The following is a 17,365-nucleotide window of genomic DNA, read 5'->3' on the forward strand; positions in this document are numbered from 1 at the left end:
GTATGGCTGCCGTCACCGTCACCCGGGACAACGTGCTCGGACACCGGGCCCGCGCGCAGGGCCTGACCGGCCAGGACGACGTCGCCGGGCTGCTCGCGACCGGGGTGCAGGACACCCCCGCCGGCACCTCGGTGACGGCTCTCGCCGTTCGCCGGGCACCGCGTCCGCACGCCACCCGGATCGTCTGGAGCTGGCGCGGAGCGCCGCACGTGCACCCGGAGAAAGACCTGAAGCGGATCGCCGCGGCGACCTGGCCGGTGGACGACGCCGACGCCACCCGCCGCATCAGCAACCCCCGCATCAAAGACGGCGCCCGGCGGGGGATCGAGGCCTTCACCGCGGCCGCCACCGCCCTGCGCGAGGCCGTCACCGAGAAACTGCCCAAGGGCGAGGTGAGCCGCCGCGTGAGCGCGGCCGTGCCCGACGACCTGAACTTCGACTGCCCCACCTGCGAGTCGCGGCACATCAGCGGCGGGCTGTTCCAGCTCGTCGGGGCGGCCGCCGGGGTCGAGGTCGTGACCGAGGGGCGGTCCACGTTCCTGAAGCCGCTGCCCGCCGCGCTGCGCGGACCGGTCCCGGCCGTGGCCACGGGGCTCGACGAGATGATCATGCGTTATCTCCGGGTCAACGGCCCGGCCTCGACGGCGGCGCTCGCGGCGTACGCGGGGATGTCGGCGACGGCGGTGAAGCGGTGCCTGCCGGACGGGCTCGAGGAGGTCGTGACCCCGGCCGGGAAGGCCTGGATGCCGGCCGGGCTCGTGGAGGAGCTGGCCTCGGCCGCCCGGCCCGAACTGGTGCGGCTGCTGCCCGGCGGTGACCCCTGGCTGACGGTGCGCGACCGGGAGCTGGTGGTGCCGGACCCGGTGCGGCACAAGGAGGTCTACAAGGCGCTGAGCAATCCCGGGGTGGTGCTCGCCGACGGTGACGTGGTGGCGACCTGGCGTGCGAAGCTGGCCCGGAAGGTGCTGTCGATCGAGGTCACGGCCTTCTCGCCGCTGCCCGCGGGGGTGCGGCAGCAGGTCGCCGACGAGGCCCGGGTCGTCGCGTCGGCCCGCGGTGCCGATGAGGCCGCGGTTCGTTTCCTCTAGCTCAAAAGATTCTTGAGGAACCGGGGAACCGATCGGCCCGGTCATGAGTCTGAATGAGTACCCGGTGGTGGTGTGCGGGAGCGGTCGCCGTATGTCAGGGTGCGGCGAGAGCCGCCGTCACCGCCGCCGGGGCCAATCTCCCGTCGGCGGACCAGCTCACCTCTTCAGGGCCAGGCTCACTTCTTCGGGGCCTGTTCCGGCTTGGGCCACATACGCTGGAACGACACGTCGGTGCCGCCCTCCGGAGCCTCCACACCGTCCGGCGCCGGCAGCACCTGCCGCAGCCACGAGCCGTGGCCCCACATCTTCCACTCGCGCGGGTAGCCGACCGACACCTCCTCGAACCGGGTGCCGTCCTTCCAGGTGCGCCGCGGGATGTGCAGGTGCCCGTAGACCACCACGTCGGCCCGGTAGCGGGTGTGCCAGTCGGCGCTCAGGGAGGTACCGCACCAGACCGCGAACTGCGGGTAGCGCAGGATGTCGTTGGGGTGCCGCTCGACCGGCCAGTGGTTGATCAGCAGCGTGCGCACGTCGGGCCCGAGGGCGTCCAGACGCTCCTGGGTGTACGCGATGCGGGCCCGGCACCAGTCCTCGCGGGTGGCGTACGGATCGGGGTGCAGGAAGCGCTCGTCGGAGCAGACCACGCCGGTGTCGTAGGAGACCTTGAGCGACTCCTCCTTGGTGGTCGTGCCCGGTGCCAGGAACGAGTAGTCGTACAGCAGGAACATCGGCACGATCGTGAGCGGGCCGCCCTCGCCGGTCCAGACCACGAACTCGTCCTCCGGCGTGACGACGCCCAGCCCGCGGCAGATCTCGACCAGTCGTTCGTACCGCTCGAGTCCGCGCAGCGTGACCGGGTCGCTCGGATGCGTCCACAGTTCGTGGTTGCCCGGCACCCAGATCACCTTCGCGAACCGCTCCGAGAGGAGCCGGAGCGTCCACTCGACGTCCTCGACCTTCTCGGCGACGTCACCGGCGACGATCAGCCAGTCGTCCGCACCGGTCGGGTGCAGCGACTCGGTGATCGCGCGGTTCTCCTGGTAGCCGATGTGCAGGTCGCTGACGGCGAGAAGTCTCGGCATGCTCAGGCTCCCGGCCGCTCGTCGAGGCCGGTGACCCAGGCCTGCTGGAGGTAGAGCACGTAACTGGCCACGGCGGGCACCTCGACGGCCAGGCGACCGGGCTCGATCAGCATTTCCTCGCTGGCCAGCAGCGCTTTCGAGGCCGGGTCGAAGATCAGGGTGAGGCGCCGGGCGGGGCCGAAGGAGAACTCGAACGAGTATCCCTCACCGGTGCGCCCGGCCCGGTCGGTGGTGGTCCCGACCGCCGTGAGATCGGGCTGGGCGGTGAGGATCTCGTGGAACGCGGCGGCCAGCGCGGACGGGATGGCCTGGTTGTGCAGGCGCTGCACGGCGGCGATGAGCACGAGCGTCTCGGGGACGTTGTGCTCGGGGGAGGGGGCACCCTTCAGCAGGTAGGCGCGCAGCGAGGCGGTGTCGGTGGGCAGCGCGGACGCCCACTCGACCTGTGCGGTGGAGGAGTGGTCGTGCGGCGGGGTGTCGGGACGCACCTCCAGCACCCGCATCCGGCCGTCGGCGGCGCACCAGCGTTCATGGTCTTCGGCCACGAGCTCGAGTTGCCCACGGCCGCCACCTCCGACCCCGAGGTTGAGATGCCATTCACGGGTGCGGAGGTAGCTGACGGCCTGGTTCGAACTCACGAGAGAGAACTTTAATGGGATGAACAGGACTGCACGTGCGTTCTCACGCGTTGCGCGTGTTGGTGAGGGCGCTCAGCCGGGCGGAGAGGTTGAAGCCGGCCTGGATCGCCGCCTCGGACACCTCGGCCAGCCGGCTCGCCGACAGCGCCGCGGTGGTGGCCTCGGGCACGATCCAGATCCGGTCGAACGGCAGCTCGTGCAGCTTGGTGATCTGGATGGCGGACTCGACGTCGCTGAGATCCCGCACGGCGAAGGAGAAGTCGATGTCGAACTGGCGGGCGGCGAGGCCCCAGGCGACGAGGGCCTCGCGGTTGATGCGGGCCCAGGCCGGGTCGCCGGAGTGCGCCAGTTTCGGGGAGACGGTCACCCAGCTCACCCGGTGCAGCGTGGTCTCGGTGGGCGGGAAGGTGCCGTTGGTCTCCAGGCCGATCTCGTAGCCGCCGAGCAGTTCGAGGAACTGGGGCCAGGCCGGGGCCTTCTGCTGCTGCAGGGGCTCGCCGCCGCTGATCACGATCAGGGGCGTGTTGGCCGAGCGGGCCGTCTCGGCGATCTCCTCGATGCGCCAGTAGCCGACCTCGCGCTGCAGGTCGTAGCGGGAGGTGTCCCAGGTGAAGGCCGAGTCGCACCACGAACAGGAAAGATTGCAGCCGCCCATCTGCACGACGACGCAGCGGCGCCCGGCAGAGCGGCCCTGGGGATGCACGGTCGGCCCGACGACGCCCGCGACCACGAGTTGTGGTCGTGCCCGGGCCGTGGTCAGCGGGTACTCGCTGGCGGTACTGATGGTGACCCTCCTGTGACGATGCGCGGCCCTCCGGGGAGCATCATCACACGGGTAAGCACCTCTTAACGCTGGACTGCGGAAATTCCCCCGTCTGCTGCGCCATGTCTTCCCAAATGCTCAGATCCGTTCATGCACATTGTTTTTCGTTCTGCACGAGCGTGATCGCGCACTTACTCGGGGTGATCATCCTGGGCCGTTCGGGGTGGTGGTCGCGGGCTGTCCGGTGCCAGGCAGGCCGTGCCACCTCGGGCGGTCAGTTGACGACGTCGTCCGTGTCACGGCCCTTCAATCGCACCACGGTCGCGCCCTGGTCGCTGGGGTCGTCGTCGATCTCGACCTCGAAGTAGCCCTCGAGGCGGTAGGCGCCCTTGCTGAAGAAGAAGCGGGCCTCGCCGTCGTCGTCCAGGTCCATCACGTAAGTCGCGGCGGAGCAGGGGGCTTCGGGGGCGAAGTCGGGTTCCTGGCCCTCGGGCAGGTCGTTGCACTCGAACACGGTGAAGTGTGGGTCGTCGAACTCCTCGTCGTCGCCGGGACGCTCGACGAAGTTCTTGTCGATGTGCTCGGAGTTGGGGGCGCCGGAGTCGATCCGCACGGTGTCGCCGTTGTGCGAGGCGATGAAGTTGTTGAAGCCGGTCGCGAGCGCAAGATCGCCGAGTTCACCGCCGTACGAGGGGATTCCGTTGGCGTCGAACGTGATCCCGCTCTGGGCGGTGGCGCTGGGGGACGCGGTGGTCCCGGTCGGGTCCGGCGTCGCCGTCGTGGTGTCGGGAGCAGGGCTTGCGGACGCGTCGGGCTCGGTCGCCGGCGTCGCTCGCGTGGTCGGGTCTGCGGTGGTGGTGGGCTGCCCGGGATCGTCCGGGGCGAGGAAGAGCACCCAGGCCAGGGCGCCGGCCAGAACGAAAGCGGCGGCGCTGGTGAGGATCAGGGGCAGTCGGGCGCGAAGCGTGGACGCGCCGGGGCCGGTCCCGGGGGCCGTCGCCCGGGTGCCGGGGCCGGCGGGGCTTGCGTCGGGTGGCGTTCCGTAGGCCGGGACGCCGGGGCTGAGCCGGCCCGGGGTCGCGTGGCCCGGGGTGGCGTGACCCGGGGTCGCGTGACTCGGTGTCGCGTGACTCGGTGTCGGGTGGCCGGAGGTGTGCGGGCCTGGTGCCGGGTGGCCCGGCGTCGGTGTGGCCCAGAGAGGTTCCGCGGGGAGGCTGGGGGCCTGGGCGGCGGAGGGCTGGTGCCACTCGCGGTGCAGGATCTGCTCGGTGGCGGCGGCGTACGCCGCGCCTTCCGGGTGGAGAGCGGTTTCGGCGGGTCGGGGGTCGTGGGCCGGGTTCTCCGGGCCGGGGGTGCTCGCTCTGCCGGCTCGGCCGTTGCCCGTCGCGGCGTTCGGGTCTGCTCCGGCAGGCGGGGCGGCGGCCGGGTTGCGTTGCTGCGCCTCACGTTCCGCGCGCCGTGCCCGCCGGCCACCCTCGACCGGGGCCTGCGCGCCCCGGGTGAGGGGACGCGTCCGTTGCTCCTCGTCGACCAGGCCGCCCAGCACCTGGGTGGCCGTGGGCCGCGACTCCGGCTCGCGGGTCAGCGCGGCGCGCACGATCGGCTCGAGCCAGTCGGGCAGGCCGGTGAGGTCGACCTCGGCGTGCACGGCGCGGTACATCAGCGCCGGGGCTGGGCCGGAGCCGAAGGGAGAGTGCCCGGTCGCGGCGTAGACCATGGTCAGGCCCCACGCGTAGACGTCGGCGGGCGGTCCGATCGTGGTGGTGCCGGTGATCTGCTCCGGGGCCATGTAGCCGGGGGAGCCGAGGCCGACGCCGGTACGGGTGGCCAGCGTGGCCGTCTCCAGCGCGGCGATGCCGAAGTCGATGACCTTCGGGCCGTCCGGGGCCAGCAGCACGTTCGCGGGTTTCAGGTCGCGGTGCACCACGCCGGCCGTGTGGATCGCGACGAGGGCCTCGGCCAGGCCGGAGGCGAGCGCGTGCAGCAGTTCGGGGGTGAGAGGGCCGTCGGCACCGACCACGTCGTGCAGGCTCGCGCCGCCCACGTACTCGGTGGCCAGCCACGGTTCGTCGGCGTCCGGGTCGGCACCCAGCACCCGCGCGGTGCAGGCGCCCGTCACCGCGCTGGCCGCCGCGACCTCCCGCCGGAACCGGGCCCGGAACCTCGGGTCGGCGGCGTGCTCGGCCTTGACCGTCTTCACCGCCGCGGGACGTCCTGCGGAGTCGGTGCCGACGTAGACGACGCCCATGCCCCCGGTGCCGAGGCGGGCCACGAGCCGGAAGGTGCCGATCGTCGCCGGGTCACCGGCCCGAAGGGGTGACAGCGGCACAGCACTCTCCTGGATCGTCGGCCTTGCTCCCGTAGTGACCGGCGAATCTACCCGGACCGGATGAGAGCACGATGAAAGCCCCCTGGAGCGGTCACGGTTTCGTTATCCCCTCGCTGCCTGCGGACGCCCCCCGACGTCGTTCAGATCAGGCCGTTGCGCACCGCGTAGGCCACGGCGTGCGAGCGGTTGCGCAGGCCGAGGCGCTGTGACAGGTCCTGGATGACGGTTTTCACGGTGCGCTCGGAGTAGGCCAGACGGCGGGCGATCTCCCGGGTGTCGCAGCCCTCGCCGAGCATGCGCAGCACCTGGAGCTCGCGCTCGGTGTGGTGCTGGGCGGGCGGCACCTGCACGGTCTGGGTGCCGGCGGGGACGTCGGTGAGGTTCGAGGCCCGCGGGCGGGGTGCGCGCACCTGGCGCACGAGCCGGGTCAGCAGCTCGGTGGGCAGCACGCTCTCGCCGGCCTGGGCCGAGGCGATCGCGCGCATCAGTGAGCGGGTGGTGATGGCCGAGCGGCGCAGGATGCCGATGACCCCGGCGTCGAACGCGTCGGCCATGCCGCGGGCGTCGATCTCGCCGACGACCAGCAGGGTGCGACGGGTGCCGGACTGCTGGACGGCGCGCAGGGCGAGCAGGCTCGGCTCGTCCATCGCCTCGGCCGCGACCACGGTGACGTCGGCCGTGGCCATGCCGGCCTCGGGCACCAGCTCGATGCCGGGGCAGTCGCGCAGATAGGCGACCATGCCGGCCTGCGAGAGCCGGTCGCAGCCGAAGACGAACACCTTGGTCGAGCGGGCGCCGTTGGCCTGGTGCGGGCTGTGCTGCGTGATCTGCTGCTGCGGGCCCGGGCCGGGCGCTGAGCCGGGCACTGAGCCGGGCACTGAGCCGGGCAGTGAGCCGGCGGTCCCCCGGCCGGGGCCCGGCTGGCCGTTGGGCGTGGCCGGGCCGGCCGGGTACCGGTTCGGGTACTCGTCCGGGCGCTGCTTTCCGTGCTGGGTGAGAACCCTGGGCCGGGACGTGCCGGTTGCCAGACTGATCCCCGTGCTGTTGCCGGTCTGCATCGAGACTCCTCCGTCGCTGCCGGGCATCCCCCGCCCGGGAACGTTGAGGTGATGATGCCGTCCGGCGGGGCCCCAGTGGTAGGAGACGCAGGGATCGGCTGAGATACATGTGGGGCACCGAAGATCGGGACGAATGCGGTGCCGGGCGCCGAGGGAATGCGCCGGGTGAGCGACCGTATTCAGAAGGTAGCGAAGCCGGTCAGGCCCAGGCCAGGCACACGGGTGTAGGAACCCAGTATTCCCGCACATAGACCAGCGTATTTTCGCCGGTGGCCTGGGGATCCAGGGAGAACACGGTCACCGAGCTGCTGTCCTGGTTGGCGGCGAGCAGATGGCGTTCGTCGGGGGTGAGCACGATGTCGCGCGGGGCCTGGCCGCGCACGGGCACGTTGGCGATCAGCTCGAGTGCAGCGCCGGGGCCGAACCGGAACACGCTGATGCTGTCGTGCCCCCTGTTGCTCGCGAACACCAGTTCTCCCGAGGAATGCACGCGCACCGCGGCAGCGGTGCTGGCCGCGTCCGTCCCCTCCGGCAGAAGGGACACCGAACCGACCGGGACGAAACCGGATTCGGTGCGCCGGAACGTCCGCAAGCTGTTGTCGAGCTCGCCCACCAGGAAGAACACGTCGCCCGAGGGATGGAAGGCCAGGTGCCGCGGGCCGGTGCCGGGCGGCAGGCCGATCCGGCCGGACTCCTTCAGGCCCTCGGGGCCGAATCCGTACACGACGACCGCGTCGAGACCCAGATCGGGCACGAAGAGCTCGGGCCGCGAGGGGTCGAACGCCACCATGTGCGGGTGCGGGCCCTCCTGACGCTGCGGATCGGCGCCCTCGCCCTCGTGTTTCACCACGGCGAGGCGCTCGCCGATGCGGCCGGTGCCGTCCTGGAGGCCGAACAACGCGACCGAGCCGCCGCTGTAGTTGGCCGCGGCCAGGTAACGGCCGTCGGGGGAGACGGCGAGATGGGCCGGGTCGGCGCCGCCGGAGGGCTGCATGCCGAGCAGGACGAGGGTGTGCGAGTCCGGGTCGATGCGGTAGGCGCTCACGTCACCCTCGCCGCCGTCAGAACGAGTTTCGGAGACGGCGTACAGGACGCCCTCGAAAGCTGTCACCCAGGAGGGGTTCCGGAAGACGGTGGCCAGGGTCGCGTCGCCGAGCTCGCCGCGGCCGGAGTAGTGGGCCCGCATGATGCCGGGAGCCTGCCCGTCGACGTGGGGGAGTCGCTCGGTGTAGGTGCCGACGAAGAGGTCCGGCTGCCGGCCGCCCGGTTCGTTCACTCGTTCGTTCGCTGGTTCGTTCACTGGCTCGTTCGCTGACATGGGGAGGAGTATGCCCGGGTGCCCTCAGGGGAAGCCCGTCCATCGATCCAGGAGTCGCGCGGCCGGGCCGAACATCGGTGCCGGCCAGGGGGTCCGGGTGCTCCACCAGACCCATTCGGCGGCCTTGTCGGGCTCGAGGACCCGCGGTTCGCCCTCGGCCACGACCAGGTGGTGAAGGGTGATGTAGTGCAGACCGTCGTCGGCGAAGACGTCGCTGGTCCACAGCAGCGGACGCACCTCGACGGCTACCAGCCCGGTCTCCTCCGCCAGCTCCCGGGCCACGGTCTGCGCGGGCTCCTCACCGGCGGACATCTTGCCGCCGGGAAAGCTCCAGGTACCGGCCCCGTGCGCGCCCAGCCGGCGTCCGAGCAGCACCGCGCCGTCGCGGACCACCACGGCGCTGACCCCGACGAACGGGCCTTTCAGAGGTGACACGTGTCGCTCCTGTCTTCGTGAGGACGGTCGGCGGTGACCGGTCTCGTGAGCGGTCTGTTCACCAGGGCCCTCCGGCCCTTGCCGATCCTGCCCCAGGATGCCAAGGGTGGAACCGTGAGCACGACGCAGACCCCCGGATCCGATCCGAGCGCCGTGGGACGCGGACGATCGCCGGGCGCAGTCCCGGCCGCCGTTCCCCGGCGAACCGGACGGACCCGGCGTCCCCCGGTCGTCCCGAACCAGCACGGCGCCTGGGGATTCCTCGCCCTGCCCCTGGTGCTGGGGGGCGCCGCCTCGGACTGGTCGTGGTGGGTGCTCCTGCTGACGGTCGCGTGGGTGGCGGCCTATCCGAGCAGCTGGGCGGTGACCGGTCTGCTGACAGCGCGCCGTCCCGCGAGATTCCGCCGCGCGGCCCTCATCTGGATCCCGCTCTGCCTCGTCGCCGGAGTACCGCTGCTGCTGACGCACCTGTGGCTGAGCTGGGTGCTGCTCGCCTACCTGCTCCTGTTCCTGGTCAATCTCCAGCAGGCCCGGGCCCGGCGGGAGCGTTCGGTGTTCAACGACCTCGTGCTCATCGGCGAGTGCGTGCTGCTGGTCCCGGTCGTGGCCGGCCTGGCCGCCTCGTCCCCGGCCGCCTCGTCCCCGGCCGCCTCGTCCCTGGTCGCCTCGTCCCCGGCGGACCTGCCCCTCGACGCCATGACCACCGCCCCCGTCATCACTGCCCTGATCGCCTGCGCCCTGACCCTGATCGGCAGCACCCTGCACGTGAAATCCCTGATCCGGGAACGCAACAACCCCACCTTCACCCGTCTCTCCCAGGCGTTCGCCGTGGCTTGCGTCCCGCTCATGGCCGTGACCACTCTGGTGACCGATCAGCCTTTGCTGCTGACGGTCCCGTTCGTGCTGATCGCGGTGAGGGCGTGGCTGTGGCACGACCCCGCGCTGCGTCCGTCGCTCATCGGGATGGGCGAACTGGCCGGATTCCTGGTGGTGGCGGGCACGTCGCTGGTCGTGATCTGACTCGGCGTCCCGGGTGGGCCGTCGAGGCGTCCGGGCACTCGCGGCAGTGCTGCTTCAGGCGGTGGCGCGGGGGCTCAGCCTGGTGGGTTCAACCTGGTGGGTTCAACCTGGTGGGTTCAACCCGGTGGGTTCAACCTGGTGGGTTCAACCTGGTGGGTTCAACCTGGCGGGCTCAACCTGGTGGGCAACCGCAACTCTGATGCTTTCGATTATCGATTATCGAAAGCATCAGAGTTTCGCGCGCCCCGATGAAAGCGGCACCTCGTGTCCAGAACGTGTGCCCAGATCCAGCGCGACCCGGGCCGATTGAGGCGCTTGCGCCGTGGCCGTGAGCACGCCGATCACCGCGGGCAGCCCAGCCTCGAGCTGACCTGCTCACCGGGGCGGTCCGACCTGAGCCGGGTTGCTCAGCATGGCGGCTCGAGCGCGGGCCGACTCACTGTCCAGGGTGGCGCGGCCTCGGGGCGACTCACTTTCCGGGGTGGGGCGGCTCGCTCATCAGGGTGGTGCCCCCTCGGGCCGGGTCGGTCAGGGTGGTGCTGGGTCGGGTGGGGTCGGTCAGGGTGGTGCTGCCTCGGGCGGGGGCGGTCAGGGTGGTGCTGCCTCGGGCCGGATCGGTGACCGCGACGCTGTCTCGGGCGGGCACACTCAGCGCGGTGGTCCTGCCTCGATTCGGGTCATGACCTCGCGCATCTTCTCCTCGCCGTGCTGGTCACCGCCCCAGCGCGACTCCAGCCACCAGGTGGCGCCGGCCTCGACCCACGGAGTGACCATCGCGAGTGCGGCGGACCTGTCGTCTGCCGGCGTCTGGCCCTCGTGCACCACATCGAGCCCGGTGCGCCCGCGTTCGGCCAGCCAGGCGACGAGCTCACGCAGATCGGAGGGAGTGGCCTCGCGGCCTTCGCCCAGGTGGTACTCCGGGATCACGCCGTCACAGCGCAGGATGCGGTTCATCGACTTGGGGCGGGGCCAGGCCCCCACCGTCCAGATCGGGATCGGGTTCTGCGTCGTTTTCAGGCCGCCCGTGACCACCTCGGCCGCACCCGTCTGGATCCGGTAGTGCTCGCCCTCGTAGACGTTGTCGCCCCGCCAGAGTGCCCGCATCAGGTCGATGCCCTCGTCGAGCATCGCCGCGCGCTGCCTCCGGTCGGTGACCTCGCCGCTCGCACTCGGCAGGGCCGGATCGATCGCCCCGAGGCCGAGCCCCACGACCGCCCGGCCGCCGGACAGGTCGTCGAGCGTGGCCACCTGCGACGCGAGCTTCCAGGGCCGGCGCCACGGCAGCGGCGTGAGCATCGTGCCGAGCCGGATGCGTGACGTGGACGCAGCGACGGCACTGAGCAGGCCCCAGGCATCGACACCGTACGCCGCCTCCCAGACGAAGATGCCGTCCCACCCGGCCTGCTCGGCCAGGACCGCCTGCTCGAGCTGCTGGCTCGCGGAGCCACCCGGAAGAATGAACCCGTAGCTGGTCATGTCCAACACCTACCAGCGACCACCGACAGTCTTGGGAACGAGCCGCTCACCGTGATGGGATGGTCCGGCCGCCGTCCGGAAACCGGGTGGTTCCTACGTCGTCCCGAGGTGCACCGATGAGCAAGCCGTCCGACCGCTGCCCCTGCGGCTGGGGCGACCCGTACGCCGAGTGCTGCGGCCGCTACCACGGGGGTGAACCGGCCCCGACCGCCGAAGCCCTGATGCGCAGCCGCTACTCGGCGTTCGTGGTGCAGGACGGGGACTACCTCCTGCGCACCTGGGCGCCCGAGAACCGGCCCGAGGAGATGTATCTCGACGACGACATCACCTGGCTCCGGCTGGTCGTGCTCGACCGCACGGCCGGTGGCCCGTTCGACACCGAGGGCACCGTCGAGTTCGAGGCCCACTACCGGCACCAGGGCGTGCGCGAGGTCCAGCGGGAGGACTCGTATTTCCGCCGTGAGCAGGGGCAATGGGTTTATGTCGCACCCCGCGTCTAGGGTTCGTCGCACGTAGACAGACGACCCTCGGGAGCGACCGTGCCGATCACCGACCTCGACCCCGCGCTGCGTTCCGTCCAGGCCACCTACGACCAGGTCGCCGTCGACTACACCGACCTCCTGCGTGATCACCTGGCCACGAGCTGGACCGACCAGGCGATGCTGAAGCTGTTCGCCGATCTCGTCCTTCACCCCGATGAGGGGCACGATGGCGGACGCGTCGGTACGGTCGCCGACATCGGTTGCGGTCCGGGGCGGATCACCGGGCACCTGGCCGCGCTGGGGCTCGACGTGTTCGGCATCGACCTGTCACCGGGCATGATCGAGGTGGCCCGCCGCGAGCACCCCGACCTTCGGTTCGAGGTCGGCACCATGACCGCACTCGACCTGCCCACCTCCTCGCTGGCCGGGGCTCTCGGCTGGTACTCGCTCATCCACCTGCCCGATCACCTGATCCCGGTCGCGCTCGCCGAGTACCGCCGCGTGATCGTGCCCGGCGGCCATCTCCTGCTCGCGTTCCAGGAGGGCGAGCAGGTGCGGCACATCGCCGCCGCCTACGGTCACGAGATCTCGCTCGATCTGCACCGCCGCCGCATCGCCGACTACGAACCCTGGCTGCGGAAAGCGGGTTTCACGATCTTCAGCAGCATGGTCGTGGCTCCGGGCGATCGTGAGAAAGAGCCTCAGGCCTACCTGATCGCCAGGGCCGAACCGAAAGACGGCCCCGTGGCCGCCTGAGCCGGCCACGGGGCGGCCCGCCGCAGGCGAGGCCGGGAGGTGAGTGGGCCGGGAGGTGAGTGGGCCGGGAGGTGAGTGGGCCGGGAGGTGAGTGGGCCGGGAGGTGAGTGGGCCGGGAGGTGAGTGGGCCGGGAGGTGAGTGGGCCGGGAGGTGAGTGGGCCGGGAGGTGAGTGGGCCGGGAGGTGAGTGGGCCGGGAGGTGAGTGGGCCGGGAGGTTCGGGTCAGTAGTCGATGACGCCGCCGCTCCCGCTGCGTCCCGGTGGGGTTGCGACCAACTCGACGGACACGCCGGGGCGGACGTCAGGACCGAAGACGGCCACCACCGCGTCCGTGATCGAAGCGACCAGGGCAGAAGCGTGTTCGGCGCCCTCGGGGCCGGTCAGCGCACCCTCGCGGATGCCGAAGGTGACGGCCGGCGCGGCCGTCGGCACGGGCACACCTCCCACACCCCAACGGCCCGGTGGCACTCCCTCGAGGTGCACCACGGCCAGGGGACGGGCCCAGTCGCCGTACACCTTCACCACGGCGTCGGTCAGGGCGGCGATGAGCTCCGGCTCCCGGCCGGCCAGCTGGGGCTCGAGGACGCGGGCGGTTAAGTGGGGCACGGTGGCACCTCTCGTCGTGGTTCCGGGGCGGCTCCAAATAGCTTTGACAGCAAACATAACTCGGAAGAGGGCGGCGCGCGTGAACATTTCCGGTACGCGCGGCGACGATCACCGTGTCGGGGTGGCTGCGGGGAGGGGAACGGGGATGCCGGAGGTAGCGTCGGCTTCTTCATGGATTGAGGGGAATGACATGCTCGACGACACGACCGGGGACATCGCCGGGAGCCCGACCGCATCGCGGGCTCGTACGGTGCTGATCGACTGCGACCCGGGGCACGACGACGCGATCGCCCTGCTGCTGGCCCACGGCAGCCCGGCGATCGACCTGGTCGGCGTCAGCACGGTCGCGGGCAACCAGACCCTGGCCAAGATCACGCGCAACGCGCAGTCGATCGCCGCAGCCGGCGGGTTCAGCCACGTCCCGATCGCCGCCGGCGCCACCCGCGGCCTGGTCACCGCACCGTTCGTCGCCGCCGACATCCACGGCGAGAGCGGGCTCGACGGACCGCACCTGCCCGAGCCCGTCGCGCCCCTCGACCCGCGCCACGGCGTCCAGCTCATCATCGACACCGTCATGACCCGCCCCGCCGGCACCGTCACCATCATCGCCACCGGGCCGCTGACGAATCTCGCGCTCGCCGCCCGCCTGGAGCCCCGCATCGTGGAGCGCGTGCGCGAGGTGGTCTTCATGGGCGGCGCGATCCAGGGCGGAAACCTCACGCCGACAGCCGAGTTCAACATTGCCGTCGACCCGGAGGCCGCCCATGTCGTCGTCCACGAGAACTGGGAGGTCACGATGATCGGCCTCGATGTCACCCACCTCGCGCTCGCCACCACGCAGGTGCGCGGCCACCTCGACGCGGTCGGCACCACCCCGGCCCGCATCGTGGGCGAGATGCTCGACTTCTACGGCGCGGCCTACGTCACCAGCCAGGGCTTCGCCTGCCCGCCGGTGCACGACCCGGTCGCGGTCGCCGCGATCATCGACGCGTCCGTGCTCGAGTTCCGCCGGGCCCCGATCGACGTCTCGCTGGCCGAGGGGCCGACGCGGGGCATGACCGTCGTCGATCTGCGGAAACCGGCGCCGGAGTCGTGCCGCACCCGCGTCGCCGTCGGGCTGGACACCCATCGCTTCTGGGCGCTGGTCGTCGATGCGCTGACCCGGATCGGTGAGCCCCTTGCCGTCGGCTGAGACCGTCGGCGAGGGAGGCAGCAAGGGGGCTGGCGAGCGAGTCGGTGAGGGAGGTGGCACGGGGGCTGGCGAGCGATTCGGTGAGGGAGGCAGCACAGGGGCCGGCGAAGGGGCCGGCGAAGGGGCCGGCGAAGGGGCTGGCGGAGGGGCTGGCGGAGGGGCTGGCGGAGGGGCTGGCGGAGGGGCTGGCGGAGGGGCTGGCGGAGGGGCTGGCGGAGGGGCTGGCGGAGGGGCTGGCGGAGGGGCTGGCGGAGGGGCTGGCGACGGGGCCGGTGACGGGGCCGGTGACGGGGCCGGTGACGGGGTCGGCGAGCGAGTCGGTGAGGGGACCGGCAGGCGAGTCAGCACGCGAGCCGGCGAAGGGGCCGACGAGGGAGATGGCGAACGAGCTGGCGAGGGCAGCCGCGGGCGAGAAACGGGGAGGGGCGACGGGGAAGGCGACGGGCGGGCCGGGCTGAGCACCGACGAGGCCGTTCGCACCCTGCTCCTGCTGATGCCCCGGCTGGTCGGCCGGGCCAAGCGGCTGCCGATGCCGGAGGTGCTGCGTGACTTCGACCTGGCGCCCCGGCACCTGTCGCTGCTGGCCTACCTGCAGCACGAGGGCCGTCTCACCGTGGGCGAGCTCTCGGAGCGGCTCGAACTCGCCCCGACCACGGTCAGCCTGATGGTCGGTGACCTGTCACGCGGCGGGCTGCTGGTGCGCGAGGAGGATCCGGACGACCGGCGGCGCCGGATCGTCGCGGTCGCGCCGCCGTACGTGCGGGCGGTCGACGACTGGCTGGCCGGCAGTGCGGACGCGTGGGGCGCGGTGATGAGGGAGCTGTCCGCCGAGCACCGGGCCGTGGTGGTGCGCACCCTGCTCGGCTACGAGGAGGCTCTGGGACGCACCGTGCGGGATCACGGGTGAACGGGCCGGGTCAGGGCCGGGTGAGCGTCCACTCCTCGCGGGTGATTGCGTACTCCACCTCGCCGTGTTCGTGCCCGGCGATGGGCTCGTCCCAGGTCTGGTGGAACGTGCGCACATGACGCAGGCCGATCTTCGTCATCGTCGCCCTCGACCCCGCGTTCACGGCCATCGTCTCGCCGAACACACGCTGCACCCGGAGGTCCTCGAACGCGTGCCGCAGCAGTTCGGCACTGCCTTCCGACGCCAGGCCCCGACGCCAGAACCGGGGCAGCAACCGGTAGCCGATCTCCACGTCACCCTCACGCGGCGACGGTTCCAGCAGCCACCAGCCCACGAACGCACCCTCGGTGAAACCGGCCCAGAAGCCCAGCCCGGACGACGATCTGGCCACCTGGAGCCGCCGCTGGTGAGACGTCACGATGTCCTCCCGCGGCCGCGGGCGACCGTTGAAGAGGTACCGCATGACCTGCGGGTCGGAGTCCAGTTCGAGCTCGTGGTCGAGGTGACTCTCCGCCAGCGGAACCAGGGTGAGCCGGTGCGTCCGGAGCGTGGCCTGCGTCATGCTGGACCATGGTGCCCGAGCCGTGCGGCACCGGAGGGGAGATGGGCGGCGCAGCCGACCGGGGCGTCCACAATTCGGGCATTTTGCTATCGGGGGATGGTTTTGGACTACATTGCGCCAATGGGGCACGATGCGGACCGTTCGAAGGACCTCGACCAGAGGTACCGCGAGCTCGCCATGTCCACGTTCGTGTTCGAGACGCGACTCGCCCACCGGCTCAGCTACTTCCGGGTGTTCGCCTCGCCCCGCATCGCGGGTCTGCTGAAGCACACCGGCCAGATGCAGGCCGAGCCGGGCCGCCGTGCGCACGACACCGGCCTGCTGATGTACTCGCTGATCGACGCCGGGCTCGACTCAGAGACCGGCAGCTACGCCATCTCCCGGCTCAATGAGATGCACCGCCGCTGGCGTATCACCAACGACGACTACACCTACGTCCTCGGCACTTTCGCGGTGATGAGTGTGCGCATGATCGTGCGCACGGGCTGGCGGCCGATCACCGAGGCGGAGAAACAGCTGGTCATCGACTGGCACGCGGAACTCGGCGCCCGCCTGGGCATCACCGACGTGCCGGGTGACTTCGCCTCGTTCGACGCCTGGTTCACCGCCTACGAGGCCCGCATGCTGCGCCGGAGCGCGGCCGGGCAGGAACTGCTGAAGCTGGCACTCGAGGTGGTCGGGTCGCAGATCCCGCCCCGGCTGCGTCGTCCCACGATGGCTCTGGCGCCGGTGCTGATCGACGAACCGGCCCGCAGCGCTCTCGGTTTCGCCCCGCCCGGCCTGACCGCGCGGGCCACGGTGTCCGTGCTGCTCCGGTTCCGGGCCTGGCGTCGCCGCCGCAACGGCCCGCCGCCGGCGTTCTTCACGCTGGGTGCGCCCAACGGCACGTACCCCGCCGGGTGGACGATCGAGGACCTCGGCCCCCGAGACCTCAGCGGGCCCCGAAAGCGGGGCTAGACCGAAAGTTCAAGCCGGGCCGTAAGGTCGACCGGACTGGAAGCCGGACTGGAAGCCGGACCGGAAGCCGGACCGGAAGCCGGACCGGAAGCCGGACCGGAAGCCGGACCGAAAAGGTCGACCGGACCGAAAACCCGGCCAGAGAGCGCCGGACGTCAGCCCGGCACGTGCCGTTCGAACACCTCGGCCGCCAGCCGGTCCGACTCCGGGTCCTCGCAGTCCAGTCCCGACGCGATCATGAGCCGGTAACTCTCCAGCTTGTACTGGATCACGGCCCGGTCCTGCCGGAGCTGCTCGAGCTGCGCATCGATCGCCTCGGCCTGCCGTTCCAGCAGGTCGAGACGTCGCTCGTGCTTCTCCAGGGGCTCCGGCCCGGCCTGGATGAACTCACGCACCTCGGCCACCGGCATCCCGGTGCGCCGCAGCGCCTGCACCGTGCGCACCCAGCGCATGATCATCGGCGAGTAGCGGCGGCGCCCGTCCGGCCCGCGCTCCACGTCGGGGATCAGGCCCTCCTTCTCGTACCAGCGCAGCGCGTCCACGCTGATGCCGGTGAGCTCGGAGACCTCCCGGATACCGATCGCTGTCGTCGTCATCCGGCCACGATAAGTGTCCGGGCGGCGCCGCGCGGGCTACCGTGACCGGGACGAGGCCCACCGAGCGCCCGCAGAACCGACCGAGCGCCCGCAGAACCGA

General features: G+C 71.4%; 20 protein-coding genes. 8 read left to right on the forward strand and 12 right to left on the reverse strand.

What is annotated here, in order from left to right; translation table 11 throughout:
- Window positions 1–2 precede the first annotated feature (2 nt).
- Entirely contained in the window at window positions 3–1,088 is a 1,086-nt protein-coding gene (locus J2S57_RS22745; RefSeq protein WP_307246331.1) for a DNA glycosylase AlkZ-like family protein, read from the forward strand.
- A 176-nt stretch (window positions 1,089–1,264) separates the two neighbouring features.
- On the opposite strand, the gene J2S57_RS22750 is transcribed toward J2S57_RS22745, so the two are convergent.
- The 7 genes from J2S57_RS22750 to J2S57_RS22780 form a co-directional block, all read right to left on the reverse strand.
- Entirely contained in the window at window positions 1,265–2,170 is a 906-nt protein-coding gene (locus tag J2S57_RS22750) for a metallophosphoesterase family protein (protein WP_307246334.1), read from the reverse strand.
- Window positions 2,171–2,172: 2 nt separating this feature from the next.
- Window positions 2,173–2,808: a hypothetical protein gene (locus tag J2S57_RS22755; RefSeq protein WP_307246336.1), complete on the reverse strand. Its 636-nt coding sequence runs from the start codon at window positions 2,806–2,808 to the stop codon at window positions 2,173–2,175.
- Between the two features lie 43 nt (window positions 2,809–2,851).
- A complete protein-coding gene (locus J2S57_RS22760) occupies window positions 2,852–3,538 on the reverse strand; it encodes a 7-carboxy-7-deazaguanine synthase QueE (RefSeq protein WP_307246338.1) in 687 nt (228 codons plus the stop codon).
- A gap of 307 nt (window positions 3,539–3,845) precedes the next feature.
- Complete coding sequence (locus tag J2S57_RS22765) at window positions 3,846–5,900, reverse strand: serine/threonine protein kinase (protein WP_307246340.1); 2,055 nt, start codon at window positions 5,898–5,900, stop codon at window positions 3,846–3,848.
- Window positions 5,901–6,040: 140 nt separating this feature from the next.
- The gene (locus J2S57_RS22770; protein ID WP_307246342.1) at window positions 6,041–6,958 is read right to left on the reverse strand and encodes a helix-turn-helix transcriptional regulator; all 918 of its coding nucleotides are present in this window, start codon (window positions 6,956–6,958) and stop codon (window positions 6,041–6,043) included.
- A 199-nt stretch (window positions 6,959–7,157) separates the two neighbouring features.
- Window positions 7,158–8,234, reverse strand: coding sequence for a lactonase family protein (locus J2S57_RS22775; RefSeq protein ID WP_307246344.1), 1,077 nt, complete (start codon window positions 8,232–8,234; stop codon window positions 7,158–7,160).
- 66 nt (window positions 8,235–8,300) lie between these two features.
- A complete protein-coding gene (locus tag J2S57_RS22780) occupies window positions 8,301–8,711 on the reverse strand; it encodes a nucleotide triphosphate diphosphatase NUDT15 (protein WP_307246346.1) in 411 nt (136 codons plus the stop codon).
- Between the two features lie 114 nt (window positions 8,712–8,825).
- Between J2S57_RS22780 and J2S57_RS22785 the strand changes: the two genes are divergently transcribed.
- Window positions 8,826–9,731: a YwiC-like family protein gene (locus J2S57_RS22785; protein WP_307246349.1), complete on the forward strand. Its 906-nt coding sequence runs from the start codon at window positions 8,826–8,828 to the stop codon at window positions 9,729–9,731.
- A gap of 469 nt (window positions 9,732–10,200) precedes the next feature.
- Here the strand turns inward: J2S57_RS22785 and J2S57_RS22790 are convergent, their stop codons facing one another.
- Together J2S57_RS22790 and J2S57_RS22795 are read right to left on the reverse strand one after the other, a co-directional pair.
- Window positions 10,201–10,377 (reverse strand): hypothetical protein, encoded by a 177-nt coding sequence (locus J2S57_RS22790; RefSeq protein ID WP_307246351.1) that lies wholly within the window; start codon window positions 10,375–10,377, stop codon window positions 10,201–10,203.
- Between the two features lie 2 nt (window positions 10,378–10,379).
- Complete coding sequence (locus J2S57_RS22795; RefSeq protein WP_307246353.1) at window positions 10,380–11,207, reverse strand: LLM class flavin-dependent oxidoreductase; 828 nt, start codon at window positions 11,205–11,207, stop codon at window positions 10,380–10,382.
- A 116-nt stretch (window positions 11,208–11,323) separates the two neighbouring features.
- On the opposite strand from J2S57_RS22795, the gene J2S57_RS22800 reads away from it, so the two are divergent.
- Entirely contained in the window at window positions 11,324–11,707 is a 384-nt protein-coding gene (locus tag J2S57_RS22800; protein ID WP_307246355.1) for a YchJ family protein, read from the forward strand.
- Window positions 11,708–11,746: 39 nt separating this feature from the next.
- A complete protein-coding gene (locus J2S57_RS22805) occupies window positions 11,747–12,445 on the forward strand; it encodes a class I SAM-dependent methyltransferase (protein ID WP_307246357.1) in 699 nt (232 codons plus the stop codon).
- A 222-nt stretch (window positions 12,446–12,667) separates the two neighbouring features.
- Here J2S57_RS22805 and J2S57_RS22810 read toward each other — a convergent pair whose 3' ends face one another.
- On the reverse strand, window positions 12,668–13,051 hold the full coding sequence (locus J2S57_RS22810; RefSeq protein WP_307246359.1) for a tautomerase family protein: 384 nt from the start codon (window positions 13,049–13,051) through the stop codon (window positions 12,668–12,670).
- 190 nt (window positions 13,052–13,241) lie between these two features.
- Here J2S57_RS22810 and J2S57_RS22815 point away from each other — a divergent pair, with 190 nt between their 5' ends.
- Genes J2S57_RS22815 through J2S57_RS22825 form a run of 3 tightly spaced genes read left to right on the forward strand, consistent with a single transcriptional unit; the run spans window position 13,242 to window position 15,150 of the window.
- The gene (locus J2S57_RS22815; RefSeq protein ID WP_307246361.1) at window positions 13,242–14,243 is read left to right on the forward strand and encodes a nucleoside hydrolase; all 1,002 of its coding nucleotides are present in this window, start codon (window positions 13,242–13,244) and stop codon (window positions 14,241–14,243) included.
- A gap of 44 nt (window positions 14,244–14,287) precedes the next feature.
- Window positions 14,288–14,701, forward strand: a complete 414-nt coding sequence (locus J2S57_RS22820; protein ID WP_307246363.1) for a hypothetical protein — start codon at window positions 14,288–14,290, stop codon at window positions 14,699–14,701.
- A 35-nt stretch (window positions 14,702–14,736) separates the two neighbouring features.
- Complete coding sequence (locus tag J2S57_RS22825) at window positions 14,737–15,150, forward strand: MarR family winged helix-turn-helix transcriptional regulator (protein ID WP_307246365.1); 414 nt, start codon at window positions 14,737–14,739, stop codon at window positions 15,148–15,150.
- A gap of 10 nt (window positions 15,151–15,160) precedes the next feature.
- Here the strand turns inward: J2S57_RS22825 and J2S57_RS22830 are convergent, their stop codons facing one another.
- Window positions 15,161–15,712, reverse strand: coding sequence for a GNAT family N-acetyltransferase (locus tag J2S57_RS22830; protein WP_307246366.1), 552 nt, complete (start codon window positions 15,710–15,712; stop codon window positions 15,161–15,163).
- Between the two features lie 120 nt (window positions 15,713–15,832).
- Between J2S57_RS22830 and J2S57_RS22835 the strand changes: the two genes are divergently transcribed.
- On the forward strand, window positions 15,833–16,669 hold the full coding sequence (locus tag J2S57_RS22835) for an oxygenase MpaB family protein (protein ID WP_307246368.1): 837 nt from the start codon (window positions 15,833–15,835) through the stop codon (window positions 16,667–16,669).
- 155 nt (window positions 16,670–16,824) lie between these two features.
- On the opposite strand, the gene J2S57_RS22840 is transcribed toward J2S57_RS22835, so the two are convergent.
- Complete coding sequence (locus J2S57_RS22840) at window positions 16,825–17,265, reverse strand: MerR family transcriptional regulator (RefSeq protein ID WP_307246370.1); 441 nt, start codon at window positions 17,263–17,265, stop codon at window positions 16,825–16,827.
- Between the last annotated feature and the right edge of the window lie 100 nt (window positions 17,266–17,365).

The sequence above is a fragment of the Kineosporia succinea genome, from assembly GCF_030811555.1.
In the GTDB taxonomy this organism is placed as follows: Bacteria; Actinomycetota; Actinomycetes; order Actinomycetales; family Kineosporiaceae; genus Kineosporia; species Kineosporia succinea.